The 12,971-nt window shown below is 47.0% G+C and carries 10 protein-coding genes; 7 read left to right on the forward strand and 3 right to left on the reverse strand.

The window, feature by feature from the left end; translation table 11 throughout:
* Nucleotides 1-21 precede the first annotated feature (21 nt).
* The gene (locus ACKKE8_RS04900; RefSeq protein WP_056490619.1) at nt 22-1,434 is read left to right on the forward strand and encodes a YfcC family protein; all 1,413 of its coding nucleotides are present in this window, start codon (nt 22-24) and stop codon (nt 1,432-1,434) included.
* A gap of 212 nt (nt 1,435-1,646) precedes the next feature.
* Here the strand turns inward: ACKKE8_RS04900 and ACKKE8_RS04905 are convergent, their stop codons facing one another.
* Together ACKKE8_RS04905 and ACKKE8_RS04910 are read right to left on the reverse strand one after the other, a co-directional pair.
* The gene (locus tag ACKKE8_RS04905) at nt 1,647-3,005 is read right to left on the reverse strand and encodes a TrkH family potassium uptake protein (protein WP_409177181.1); all 1,359 of its coding nucleotides are present in this window, start codon (nt 3,003-3,005) and stop codon (nt 1,647-1,649) included.
* 121 nt (nt 3,006-3,126) lie between these two features.
* Nucleotides 3,127-3,552 carry a CHRD domain-containing protein gene (locus ACKKE8_RS04910; protein WP_409177182.1) on the reverse strand — a complete coding sequence of 142 codons (426 nt, stop codon included), beginning with the start codon at nt 3,550-3,552 and terminating at the stop codon, nt 3,127-3,129.
* A 413-nt stretch (nt 3,553-3,965) separates the two neighbouring features.
* Here ACKKE8_RS04910 and ACKKE8_RS04915 point away from each other — a divergent pair, with 413 nt between their 5' ends.
* From ACKKE8_RS04915 to ACKKE8_RS04935, 5 genes are all read left to right on the forward strand, one after another.
* A complete protein-coding gene (locus ACKKE8_RS04915; RefSeq protein WP_409177183.1) occupies nt 3,966-5,717 on the forward strand; it encodes an ABC transporter ATP-binding protein in 1,752 nt (583 codons plus the stop codon).
* A gap of 4 nt (nt 5,718-5,721) precedes the next feature.
* Nucleotides 5,722-7,779, forward strand: a complete 2,058-nt coding sequence (locus tag ACKKE8_RS04920; RefSeq protein ID WP_409177184.1) for an ABC transporter ATP-binding protein — start codon at nt 5,722-5,724, stop codon at nt 7,777-7,779.
* A gap of 79 nt (nt 7,780-7,858) precedes the next feature.
* Entirely contained in the window at nt 7,859-8,185 is a 327-nt protein-coding gene (locus ACKKE8_RS04925; RefSeq protein WP_409177185.1) for a DUF1904 family protein, read from the forward strand.
* A gap of 249 nt (nt 8,186-8,434) precedes the next feature.
* The gene (locus ACKKE8_RS04930; protein ID WP_409177186.1) at nt 8,435-9,007 is read left to right on the forward strand and encodes an RNA polymerase sigma factor; all 573 of its coding nucleotides are present in this window, start codon (nt 8,435-8,437) and stop codon (nt 9,005-9,007) included.
* Complete coding sequence (locus ACKKE8_RS04935) at nt 8,988-9,962, forward strand: DUF4367 domain-containing protein (RefSeq protein WP_409177187.1); 975 nt, start codon at nt 8,988-8,990, stop codon at nt 9,960-9,962. Before ACKKE8_RS04930 ends, ACKKE8_RS04935 begins: the two co-directional genes overlap by 20 nt.
* A 160-nt stretch (nt 9,963-10,122) precedes the next feature.
* Here the strand turns inward: ACKKE8_RS04935 and ACKKE8_RS04940 are convergent, their stop codons facing one another.
* On the reverse strand, nt 10,123-11,046 hold the full coding sequence (locus ACKKE8_RS04940; protein ID WP_409177188.1) for a DMT family transporter: 924 nt from the start codon (nt 11,044-11,046) through the stop codon (nt 10,123-10,125).
* 110 nt (nt 11,047-11,156) lie between these two features.
* Here ACKKE8_RS04940 and ACKKE8_RS04945 point away from each other — a divergent pair, with 110 nt between their 5' ends.
* A complete protein-coding gene (locus tag ACKKE8_RS04945; RefSeq protein WP_409177189.1) occupies nt 11,157-12,584 on the forward strand; it encodes a PLP-dependent aminotransferase family protein in 1,428 nt (475 codons plus the stop codon).
* Nucleotides 12,585-12,971: the final 387 nt, after the last annotated feature.

A 12,971-nucleotide genomic window follows, 5' to 3' on the forward strand; every position in this document is an offset into this window, starting at 1 on the left:
ACATAAGCAGGGGGTTACCTTATGACAGAGAGCAAGCAACTAAAAAAGAAAAGCTTATTTCGTCTAGACGCCTACGTCCTTTTGTTTTGCATCTTACTGCTATGTGCGTTGGCTACCTATGTGGTCCCGACAGGAGAATTTGACCGTGTAAAAAACGGCAATGTGACGACGGTTGTCCCGGGTAGCTATCATGCAGTGGAGCCGAATCCTACGGGCTTTATCGAGTTTTTTACCGCGATCCAGACAGGGATGGTCAAAGGCGCACCGATCATCTTCCTCGTTTTGTTCACAGGCGGTGCTTTAGCTGTTTTGGATAAGACAGGTGCACTCAACGCAGCGATTCTGACCATGGTCAGAAAATTAGGAAATAGAGAGTGGCTGCTGGTTATTTTGATCACGTCCGTCTTTTCCGTATTGGGTACGTTGGGTGTCATCGTCAACTCCGTCATTGCTTTCGTTCCGCTTGGCATCATGATTGCGAGAGCGATGAAAATGGATGCAATCTTCGGTGTGGCTCTGATTTATCTGGGTGTGTATGCCGGATTCAATACCACCATTGCTTTTCCGGGAACGCTGGGCTTGTCCCAAGAAATTGCGGAGCTGCCGCTGTTTTCAGGCATCGGCTACCGCACCATCATTTATGTTACGTTTGTGATCGTAACCATTTTGTACATCGGGCGTTACGCGCGGAAGGTTCGTCAAAACAAGAGTATCTTGGGGGACGAGCTCTTTCCTTCTGATAGTGGTTCAACCACGATGGAAGTAGACACGAAAAATGTTGATTTTACTACCCGTCACAAATTGATCTTGGCGTTTACTGGGATCGTTCTGATTGGTTTTATCGTCTGCACGATCTTATTCAAATGGGACGTAAACGAGATGTCTGGAATCTTTATTTTTATTGCGATCGGAGTAGGCTTGCTCAACAAGATGAGCGGCAACGATATCGCCAAAACATTCTTAAAAGGCTGTCAGGGACTGATTTATGGGGCTTTGATTGTCGGTATGGCACGCGCGGTCACGGTCATTTTGGAAGATGGGAAGTTCCTCGATACCATCGTGTACGGGCTTGCTACCATTCTGGAGCCGCTCTCACCGATGGCAGGGGCGATTGGGATGTTCCTCGGAAGCGCGGGGCTGCACTTCTTGATTTCGTCCGGTTCAGGTGAAGCCGTTATGCTGATGCCGTTGTTGGCACCATTGGCTGACCTGATGGGCATTACGCGCCAGGTCGCAGTAGAGGCTCTGATGCTCGGAGAAGGTGTGGTCAACTGCATTAACCCGACCTCAGGTGTTCTGATGAGTATTTTGGCGATGAGTGGTATTTCCTACGGCAAGTGGCTGAAGTTCATGCTTCCGCTCACAGCGGTATGGACAGTTCTCTCCATCGTGTTTATCGTTATCGGGGTATTGATTAACTGGGGCCCGTATTAATCCGACATTCGATGACAAGAAAGGCTTCGCCAACATGACTTGGCGGAGCTTTTTTTCATCAAAATTCTTCACGCGAATAAACTGTGCAACGACACATCATTTTCGCAGGCAGAAAGTGGGGAAGCTCACCATGAGTACGGAAAATCAATCCGCTTTTGATTCTCGAAAAAAATCCCCCAACGGCTACATAGCTTTGGGGGATTTCCTTTCCTCTATTGACCAATGATGATGCGTTCTTTCGGATAATGGTAGCGTACGATTCGGTCATTGCGCTTCAAGAAGAGGAGCAAATTGATAATCCCGATACGTCCGATCATCATCGTAATAATCAGGATGAGCTTGCCGCCTATGCCCATCTGAGCCGTAATCCCGGTAGACAATCCGGTCGTACCGAAAGCAGAGCAGACCTCGAACAAGACGTGCTGGAAAGGTAAATCCTCCAACCAGACGAGCAGCATGACCGCTGTGAACACCAGGATGATCGCGATGAAAAAGACGATGAAGGAGCGCTGAATGTCCTCATCAACCAGCTCTCTTCCGAACACCTTTACTTCCTTGTAGCCACGCATGTTGGCAAAAACCGAGGCAATTAGGACGAAAAACGTCGTGGTCCGTATCCCCCCGCCCACGCTGCTCGGAGAAGCGCCAATGAACATCATCCCGGAGAGCATGATGAGTGTCGCGGTCGACAAGAGACTGATATCCATTGTAGCCAAGCCGCCGCTTCGCGAAGAGACGGAGTGGAACAACGAATAGAACAGCATTTCATGCCAGGTCTTATCGGCCAAAAACTGATTTCGTTCAAAAACGAAAATGAGCAGGGCGCCAATGGCGATCAAGGAAAAGAACGTCAGTGTCGTAATCTTGGTGAAGAGAGAAAAAGTGAAACGCACTTTTGCACGGCGATAGGAAAAGTACGTTCTCAGCTCCACGAGTACGGGAAACCCGATCGCTCCACAAATAATCAAGATCATCACGATGCTCTGAAACACGTAATCGTGGGTAAAGTCGAGCATGGAGTTTCCATGCAGGTCAAACCCGGCATTCGTAAAAGCACTGACAGATGCAAAGTAACCGTGGTAGAACGCGGTGTACCAATCGTGGTAGTAGCCGGCGTAAATAAAGTGACTGCCTAACAGGATGGTTCCCACCAGCTCGATCAAGAGCGCAATCACGAGAATATTGCGCATCAGGTCGACCAGACCGGACAACGTGGAGCGGTTGTGGTCCGTCGCGATCCAGATGCGCTGTTCCAGACCGATTTTTTGACCCATGAGGATCCAGATGAACGTTCCGAGTGTCATGATTCCGACCCCGCCAACCTGGAAGAGCAACGTAAGAAACAATATCCCCCACTGGTTGAAAACCTCATGAATCGTAATGACAGTAAGCCCGGTAACGCTGATGGCACTCGCCGCGGTAAACAAAGAGTCAACAAAAGAAAGAGAGACTCCCGGCAAATGAAAAAACGGCAATGACAGAAGAAACGCTGAGATCAGGATGAGCCCAACGTAGGCGAACACGATGATTTGAACAGATGTCAATCGACGCTTTTGATTGGATGATAACAAAATAAATAGCCTCCTGAATAAGCTTCATGAGGATAATCATACCAAAAAAAGTTCGCAAGCAAAAATTAAGAAAACACCCCTTGCCTGCGTGTAGCCCCAAAGACAAGGAGTGTTCGTTCATTTACCTCTTATTGCAACGAAGGACACGTCTGATTTGACCGCGGATCTCTCCATCCGGATTTTGCGTCGTGTGCGCGTTTACATACGTTCGCCCGTTTTTCATAAGCCGAATCAATTCTGACAGGGGTCTGCCTTGCAACGGACCAACCAAATCAGCTCGAGTAATGGAACCAGTCACAACACCCCGATTCACACTGATCCCACGCGTTACCGGACCAAACAGGAAGACAACAACAGGCCCATTTACGCCTCTGGCCCCAATATGAATATGAGCTTCCGTGAAATTCCGCAAATTGTTCACGACCAGTCGAAAATCGAGTCGTTGTCCATTCTGACTTAATCGAAAGCTAGTAGTACCTGTTGCATTTGTTCTGACTGGCGGAACCTCTTCAGAGCCTCGTAAGATAGCTCGAAACCTCAATGCCAAAGTAATCACCTCCTGCTTTCTACAATATTTTTGCGGCTCATATATGGCTTGTACGTTTGTCCAACGCGGATCGTACATGTACAAAAAGGGCTAGCGAAAAGATCAGTTGACAATGTATCCGCAAGAGTGGTAAAGTTCAGAATGTATTTATTGGAAATTCAAAATATTAATGGAAAGGTGGGCTAGTCATGAAAAGAATTGTACGCATGGGTCATCCATATGACGTAACCCCACCATTGATACGAGCGTAGTATCGTTTTTTTGATCTCGTTAACATGGCGTAGGTTACCTTTTTCGTAACTTGCGCCTTTTCTATTTTTGTTGATGAAAAGGCATGTTGCTCACGGGCGATGTGTCTTTTTTGTCCTCTAAAAAAGGTCACCCATCCAGCAAAAGAGAGGGGAGAAACACGGATGTTCTCGGTTTTGGCAAAGCTTGATTGGTTTTTCAAGGAGCATTGGAAACGTTATACGGTCGCTATTCTGCTATTGATTCTGGGCGGTTTACTGGAGATTATCCCTCCAAAAATCATCGGGGTGGCTATTGATGAGATTCACCTGGGGACGCTGACTGGCGAGCGGCTGGTATCCATTTTGCTGTTTTTCGGTGTATTGTCTGTCGCGATTTATTGGGTCAATTTTATCTGGATTCGCCAACTGTTTGGGGGAGCGTTTCTGGCGGAGCGGACGTTACGGTCGAAGCTCATGATGCATTTTTTGCGGATGACACCAACGTTTTATCAGCGCAATCGTACCGGTGATTTGATGGCGCGAGCGACCAATGACCTCAAGGCTGTCTCGATGACGACAGGCTTCGGAATTTTGACGATGGTGGACTCGTTATCCTTTACAGGGGCGATTGTGCTGACAATGGGCTTTTTGATTAGTTGGAAGCTGACCTTAGCGGCTATCCTTCCATTGCCATTCATGGCCTATATCATCAAGCAATATGGGAAAAAAATTCACGAGCGTTTTTCTACCGCACAAACATCGTTCGGTGAGCTAAACGACCGCGTCTTGGAATCCGTCTCTGGAGTTCGCGTGATTCGAGCTTACGTACAGGAGATGGCGGATCAGGAGCGCTTTCGCCAAAAAACTCATGAAGTGTATCAAAAAAATATCGATGTGGCGAGAATCGATTCGTTGATTGAGCCAACCGTCAAAATATTGGTGGGAATCAGTTACATGATCGGCTTGATCTACGGTGGATACCTCGTGTTCCAAAGAGAACTGACCTTGGGAGAGCTGGTCTCGTTCAATGTCTATCTCGGGATGCTGATTTGGCCGATGTTTGCGATTGGTGAATTGATCAATGTGATGCAAAGAGGAAGTGCCTCACTGGATCGGGTCAATGAAACCTTGGCTTACGAAGCTGATGTGACGGATCACGACAGACCGGTTCATGTGGCAGTTCCAGAAGTCATTCGGTTTGATTCCGTGACATTCCGCTATCCATCTGCGCAGGTTGACCAATTAATCGATGTCTCCTTTACTCTTGGCCGGGGGCAGACGCTCGGAATCGTCGGGCGTACGGGAAGCGGGAAATCCACGCTGGTGCGACAGCTGCTTCGCGAATTTCCGGTAGGACGGGGAGCCATCAGTGTTTCGGGAGAGGCACTAGAACAGATCAGTCTGGATAACATCAAGAGCTGGATTGGCTATGTACCGCAGGAGCAGATTCTGTTCTCGAAGACAGTCCGCGAGAACATCTTGTTCGGAAACAACGAGGCAACAGAAGAAGAATTACAGGAAGTGTTGAAGCAGGCAGCATTTGCTCGGGATGTGCAACTATTGCCTGAAGGCTTGCAAACCCTCGTTGGTGAAAAAGGCGTAGCCCTTTCAGGCGGGCAAAAACAGCGGGTATCGATTGCGCGGGCTCTTTTGGTCAATCCGGAAATTTTGATACTCGATGATGCCATGTCGGCGGTGGATGGCAAAACCGAAGCGGAGATGATCACGAATATTCGCCGGGAACGTGCAGGCAAAACAACACTGATCACCACACATCGCTTAACGGCCGTCCAGCATGCAGATTGGATTCTCGTCATAGACGAAGGACGAATCGTCGAAGAAGGTACACATGCACAGCTATTGGAGCTGGGCGGATGGTATAAAGAACAATTCGAAAAACAGCAGATTGAAGCGACGCTGACAGAAAGCGGGTGAATGAATGACGACGGGGAAAAGGCTAGTCCACTATGCAGCGATTTTTAAAAAGACAATCCTCTTGGCGGTATTAATGCTGTCCATCTCGGTTGGGGCAGAACTGACGGGTCCGTTTTTGGCGAAAAAAATGATCGATACGCACATCATGGGCATTGAATTCACTTGGTATGAAACGGCACAGCGTGAGGATTCCGTGCTGTACAAGGGAAAGTATTACACGAGACAGGATCACTTGGCAGCAGGTGAGAGCATAGGTGGGGAAGTTCGTGTTTTGCAGGTGGGGCGCGACTATTATTTCCTGAACCAGGCGATTTCGTTTGATGGACAGCGTTCGATTGAGGATGGGAAGCTCGTTATTGTAAAAGGTTCGGAAAGAGCCGAGTATCAGGCAACACTATTAAGCAATCCGGAGATATTCGAATTTTTCCGGCCAGAGACAAGGGGCTTGTTCACGCTGGCTGCTCTTTATTTCGGATTATTGGTAGTTGCTTCGCTTTTCCACTATGGACAAAAGTTCTTATGGCAAAAATCAGCGAATCAGGTCATCGAGAGATTGCGCATGGATGTGTTCGCGCATATTCAACGATTGCCCATCCAATATTTCGATCATCTCCCTGCCGGGAAGGTGGTTGCTCGTGTCACAAACGATACGGAGGCAATCCGTGAGCTGTTTACGAATGTACTCGGTAACTTCATTACGAGCGGGATTTATTTGATCGGTATTTTCGCAGCGCTGTTCTTGCTTGATGTACGACTCGCGCTCGTTTGTCTGGTCATTCTGCCAATCATGGTCGTGTGGATTTACTTGTACCGCAAGTACGCTTCTACATTTAACCATGTCATTCGGGCACGCATCAGCGACATAAACGGCATGATCAACGAGTCGATCCAAGGGATGCCGATCATTCAGGCGTTTCGCAGAGAAAAGGAAACGATGCGGGAATTCGGCGAACTGAACGAAGAGCTGTTCACTTATCAAAATAAAATGCTGCGGCTCAATGCGACCGCTTCGTTTAACCTGGTTCAATTGATCCGCAATATTGCGTTTGTATTGTTCATCTGGTATTTCGGCGGTGCGTCCCTCGGGATAGGTACACTGCTTTCACTTGGCGTCCTCTACGCTTTCGTCGATTATCTGAATCGCTTGTTCCAGCCGATGACACAGATTGTCAACCAACTGGCGAACCTGGAGCAATCTCTCGTCGCGGCGTCGCGAGTGTTTGAACTACTCGAGGAAGAGGGCGTTGAAGTTGATTCTGCAAAAGTTCCTTGCTATCAGGGAAATGTCCGCTTTGACGATGTTTCTTTTGCTTACAAAGACGACCAATACGTTCTGAATAACATTTCATTCGAAGCATGGCCAGGAGAGACAGTGGCACTTGTTGGTCACACGGGTTCGGGAAAAAGCTCGATTATCAATCTGTTGCTCCGCTTCTATGATGTAAACCGTGGAGCGATTATGATTGATGGTCGTAATGTGCAGGAGTTCTCTAAACAGCAGCTTCGCCAGCATATGGCGATTGTTTTGCAGGACCCGTTCTTGTTTACAGGGACGATTCGTTCCAATGTCAGTCTGGATGATCCGTCTATTTCGCCGGAAAAAGTGGAGAAAGCCTTGCGTGATGTAGGGGCAGACCAACTGTTCCGCAGTCTTCCGCAAGGATTCGATGAACCTGTTATCGAGAAGGGCAGCACGCTTTCACTCGGACAGCGTCAGTTGATTTCGTTTGCGCGTGCTCTCGCGTTTGACCCGGCTATCCTCATTCTGGATGAAGCGACTGCCAGCATCGACACGGAAACAGAGGGCATTATTCAAAATGCACTTGAGGTGTTGAAAAAAGGGAGAACGACTTTCATCATTGCTCACCGCCTGTCTACGATCAAAAATGCAGATCAAATTCTCGTACTGGATCGAGGTAGAATTGTAGAGCGAGGAAAGCATGAAGACTTGATGGAGAAGCAAGGCAGGTACTATCAGATGTATCAAATGCAGCAAGGGAACAAAGAAGTGCAGAAACAAGAGGTAGTAATCCAACAAGGAAGTACCGCAGCGCTGACCTAAGCGTGAGATTGGTCTACTCATTTTGGCTTTAGAACGGTAAGATAGTTCATAGAAGAACGTACAAACAGGAGGAGTTACTATGCCACATCTTATCGTTCGAGGCATCCAAGCTGAACAAATGGCCACGATTAGCGAACCACTTGCAGTGGAGCTTGCTGCACTATGCCAATGCGGCACGGACAATTTTACGATCGAATGCTTGCAGACGACAGGCGTTTTTGGCGGAAAGATCGTAGAGTCGTTTCCTTTTATTGAAGTAGCATGGTTCGAACGCGGGCAAGAAGTTCGTGACCAGTTTGCCCAGATCGTAACCAAGCATGCCTTGTCGCTCGGTATCCCAGAAGTGGAAATGGCATTTGTCGCTTATCAAAAAGAAAGCTATTATGCCAACGGAGAGCATTTCTAAAGCACAGCCGACAGGTGCTGTCGATTTCCCGGGAAAGAATTAAGGGATTCGACAAGAGTACGGACAAACAAATGAATGCAAGCGTGGAATAAGGGTGTTCCTTTCGTAAGTACGAGGTTTTTCGTACGAGACGACTGGAGCACCTTTTTTATTTTGAGCGAATTTTTACTCGTAGAACCATAAATTTCTAAAATAGGTGTCACAAACAAAAGCTGCCAATTGTTATTCATAGTGAGAGGAGGGCAAACAGTGGAAAAAACAGAGATAGAGCGCCTGCTGACAGAAATAAAAGCTGGTTCTCTTGAGCAATACGAAATTATTATCGATCACTATCAACAACCGATCTTTACATACTGCTACCACATGCTCGGTCACCGACAAGATGCAGAAGACGCCGTTCAGGAAGTCCTGTTTCGTGCCTACGAGCATCTTGGACAGTATACGTACTCCTTGTCATTTTCCGCATGGCTGTACCGAATCGCTTTCAACCATTGCGCGAATGTTTTAAAGCGCAGGAAATTAAGCCGCATGTTGCCCTTTTTGTACAACCGGGATCAGGATGGACGCAATTATGTCGAGGAGAGCATCGACAGCAATTATTTTGGGGAGCCGCTCGAGCATATTTGGAAACGACTGTCCGCTGAAGAACGAGCACTCCTATTCCTGCGTGTGCTAGAGGAAAGAGAGTATGAGGAAATCGCGGAGCTGATGGACAAAAAGCCTGCGGCCCTGCGCAAGCAATTCGAACGCGTTTTGAAAAAGTGCAAACGTTATTTGCCAACGATGGAAGGGGTGGCCGCTAATGGACAAAATTCCGTTTAATCGCATGCAAGACATGCTGAGAGCGAAGCCGATCCCGAAAGTCGATGTCAAACATAAAGTCATGGCAGCAATTCGTGCCAAGGAAAACAAGGAGGAAAAAGTCGTGAAAAAGAAAATAGGTTTGCTGGTCACCGTAGGTATGCTGGTAGGAGCGTCTTCCGTATGGGCGGGGATGGAAATGATTCAGTTGAAAAATGAGAAGGGCGAAGTAGTGCTAAAGCTTGAACAAATGAGTATGCAAGAACAGCAACAAATGATGCAGCAGCTCCCCTCTGACACAAAGGATCAGATCAAGAATAGAAATGCAGAGATTTTTAAACAGTTGGATACAGGTGAACAAATCGTCAATGGCTTAAAACCAGGTGAAGCGGTTGCCATTTATTGGCCGCTGACAAAACTTCAGTTGGAATCCAATCCAAACAGTGAGCCTTTCGTAGATGTACGATCCAAGCCTTTTACCTATACAACGTGGAAGGACATGGAACAAAAAGTTGGCCATCTGTTCAAGGTCCCGGCAGAGATGGGGACGGACTTCAAGTTTGCAACAGCCGAAGCGATCTATCTTCCAAGTGACAAGTATGATAAGAAAGCGATGAAAGAGGAACAAGAAAGAACGAAAAAAGAATACGTGGTACAATCAATTCCGTTATCGGACAAGCTTCGTAATGCAGAGATTGAGTACAAGAGCCAAAAAGGCAGTGCTTTCTTACAAGTTTCCATCCTGGGTGACAAGAATAAAAGTGGAGGTACACTTGCGGAGAATTTGGAGAAAGTCATGATTGGCGACAATGAAGCCGTGTACTCCACTTTCGCACCTAAAAATGGGGATACCGTTCACTCTTTGGAATGGGTGAAAAATGGGACAAAGGTAAACTATAGCCTGAGAGCCAAGATGAGTGTAAGCACGAAAGAAGAGTTGCTGAAAATGGCGGAACAAATCAATCAAGCGAAATAATGAGAAATTCCCTCATCGTGGGTGAACCAAGCTGCAATACTCCGTTCGTGTTGGCGAGAAAGAGGAATTCAAAGAAGAGCTGATCAACGATACGAAATAACCATATTCCAAATAGAGGAGTACCACAAAGCGCCAGTTTTGTGGTACTCCTTTTCTATCTCTAATTGCTTATGTCACTTAACTTGTTAGCCTTTTTGCCCATCAACTGCTTCAAGCCATCCATATTAATCAGGATAATGCCGACAATAATCGTGATTCCCCCTGCTAACGACAGCAGATAAAGCGGCTCATTGTACAGGATGACGCCCAAGCTTAAGGCAATCAACGGAGAGATATAGAGCCACGTGGAGGGAAACACAGGGTTGGTTTTGGCAACGAGCCAATAGAAAATGGTGTGCCCCATCATAGAACCAACGACGATTAAGTACAGGAGCGAGAGGATCGCATTAGCCGTTAGCATCGATTCGATATGCACTTGCTCGGTGAACAGAGATAAAACAAGCAGCATGGCTCCTCCATACATCATCTGTGCTGCATTCAAAGCAATAGGTGAGGTGTCTTGAAAACGTTGGATGACGCTACGGGAGTAAACTGCACCAGCAGAATAAAAGATTTGACCGAGTATGACTGCTACACATCCAGCGAGCCAAAGGAAGCTGAATGAGATGGTCGCACCAGGTAAAATCAATAAGACGACACCGACAAATCCAACGAGACAACCAGCCCACGATATGGCGGATAGCTTTTGCCGAGAAATGCCTGTCTGAAGCAGCATGACCATGAGCGGTGCTGTTGCTGATAAAATCGCAGCGATTCCTGAGCTTATATGCTGCTCCGCCCAATACAAGGTGGCAAATGTCCCAAACGTTAAACCGATTCCGGTAAAAACCATCTCTTTATGGAGCAGCAGCGATAGACGCGCCTGTTTTTTCCAGAGCATGAATGAAAATAAAATGACACCTGCCAAAAAGAAGCGAATACCAGCAGAGAAAAATGGCGGCGCTCCCGCATCAATCCCGACTTTGATTGCCAGAAAAGTCGTTCCGAATATCAAGCACATGACCACATAATTAAGCAGTACCATTATGATTCCTCCCTTTTCCTCATCATAAAGGGAAGGGGATAGAACAGATAATATGGAATAGAACAGATGGGAAGGACAGTGATTTATCATGGGGAAAGGGGGGAGCTTGCATGAAAAGGGAGGTTCTTTCAAACAGTCATTCTGATAAGCTGTTCGAACAAGTGTATGACTATCTTCTGGACCGCATCATACGAGAAGAGTGGAGGGCACATGAGAAGCTTCCTTCTGTTCGCACGTTGGCGTTGGAATTGAACGTGCATCGCCTGACGGTTTTTAAAGCATATCAATTGCTGAAACAAAACCGCCATGTGTATGTGAAGGATAAGTCGGGGTACTATGTACAACCGAGCAGTCTGCTGCCAGTAGAATCGATGGATGATCCAATCGTTTCTGCCTATGTGCACAAGAGCCATCTTTCGGAAATTCATCAGGTGCAGGCGACCTATCAATTTTCCAAAGCATTGATCGATCCGAATTTATTGCCAAATCATTACTTTTCCGAGTACGTGAAGAAAGTGTTTGATCTGTATCCAAAAGTGCTGGGTACCTATTCAACCACACAGGGAGATCAGGAGCTGCGGGAAGCACTGTGCAGCTATTATGTCAGCCGTTATCATTTTCACCTGTCACCCGATGAGCTGATGATTACATCTGGTTCGCAGGAAGCGATTGATTTGGTTGCCAGAGTCCTTGTAAAGCCACGTGATGTCGTGTTGATTGAGAGACCTACTTACAGTCCTGCCATTGATGTATTCAGAAGACAGGGCGCCAATATGATTCCCATCGAGATTACGCCGCATGGATATGATTTGGAGCAGGTTGAACTGTTGATGCAAAAAGAAAAACCGCGCCTGTTTTATCTCAATCCGACCTTTCACAATCCGACGGGCTACACGGTTCCCGCTGAACAACGGAAGAGACTGGTGGAGCTGGCTGCGAAGTATCAGTGCCTGATCGTAGAGGATGATCCGTGCCGCGATATTTACTTCGGTGATGAGCCTCCACTGCCGTTTTTTTCTTACGACACGGCAGGCTATGTCATCTATCTGCGTAGCTTTAGCAAGTACATCGCGCCGGGGCTGAGTATTGCGACTGTGGCATGCCGGCCATCCATTATGAAGTATTTGATTCAAGCGAAATCATTGTCCGACAGTGGAGCGCCATTGTTGAATCAAAAGATTTTTTTGCATTATTTCTTCTCCGAACGGATGCAGCAGCATTTGGCGAAGCTGCGGATTGCGCTGGCCATTCGCCGGGATATCACGGAGGAAGAGCTGTCTGTGACCGACTGGGAGTGGTCCAGCCCACCAGGAGGCTTTAATTTATGGGTGAAGCTGCCTGATTCCGTCCCGATGGAAAGTCTTTTGGGCAAATGCATAGAGCAATCCATTACGTTTGTACCCGGTGCGATCTGTGACCCGCTGCGAGAGTTAAGCTCTTGGATACGAATCAGTTATTCTTATTTGAATGAACAACAGCTGCGGGATGGATTGCAAAGGCTCGTCCATACGGTTCGCCAGTTGAACATAGAGGAATAGGAATGAAGAAAGGCTGCCGACATGATAGTCGACAGCCTTGTTTTGGTTATTTTATCATTTGTTTACTTGATCGAGGTGATTCACCAGCTCTTCTGGTTTGGACAAGAAAGGTGCATGATCGGCTTTTTCGTTTTATTGCTTGATCAGGTCAGATACTTTCTCTACGTAGAGATCCAGTGTCACCTGCTGAGGAGGTGTCATGTCTTGTTCAACTTGGCATGCTCCATGAACCAATACATACGTACTCATTTACATACATATCCTCCGTTTCATGATGATTGTTCGTTAGTGTTAACGAAGCAATTTCTGATTAAACAGCGTGTTCTTATGTTCGTACCTCTTGAGTGCAATAATAATAAAAATCTGCATCGGTAATGTCACCAAGTT

The sequence above is a fragment of the Brevibacillus fortis genome, assembly GCF_046196545.1.
GTDB lineage: Bacteria > Bacillota > Bacilli > Brevibacillales > Brevibacillaceae > Brevibacillus > Brevibacillus fortis_A.

Coding starts and splice junctions, on each gene's coding strand:
- ACKKE8_RS04915 (WP_409177183.1), top strand. CDS start 3,966: ATGTTCTCGGTTTTGGCAAAGCTTGATTGGTTTTTCAAGGAGCATTGG.
- ACKKE8_RS04940 (WP_409177188.1), bottom strand. CDS start 11,046: ATGGTACTGCTTAATTATGTGGTCATGTGCTTGATATTCGGAACGACT.
- ACKKE8_RS04925 (WP_409177185.1), top strand. CDS start 7,859: ATGCCACATCTTATCGTTCGAGGCATCCAAGCTGAACAAATGGCCACG.
- ACKKE8_RS04935 (WP_409177187.1), top strand. CDS start 8,988: ATGGACAAAATTCCGTTTAATCGCATGCAAGACATGCTGAGAGCGAAG.
- ACKKE8_RS04945 (WP_409177189.1), top strand. CDS start 11,157: ATGAAAAGGGAGGTTCTTTCAAACAGTCATTCTGATAAGCTGTTCGAA.
- ACKKE8_RS04920 (WP_409177184.1), top strand. CDS start 5,722: ATGACGACGGGGAAAAGGCTAGTCCACTATGCAGCGATTTTTAAAAAG.
- ACKKE8_RS04900 (WP_056490619.1), top strand. CDS start 22: ATGACAGAGAGCAAGCAACTAAAAAAGAAAAGCTTATTTCGTCTAGAC.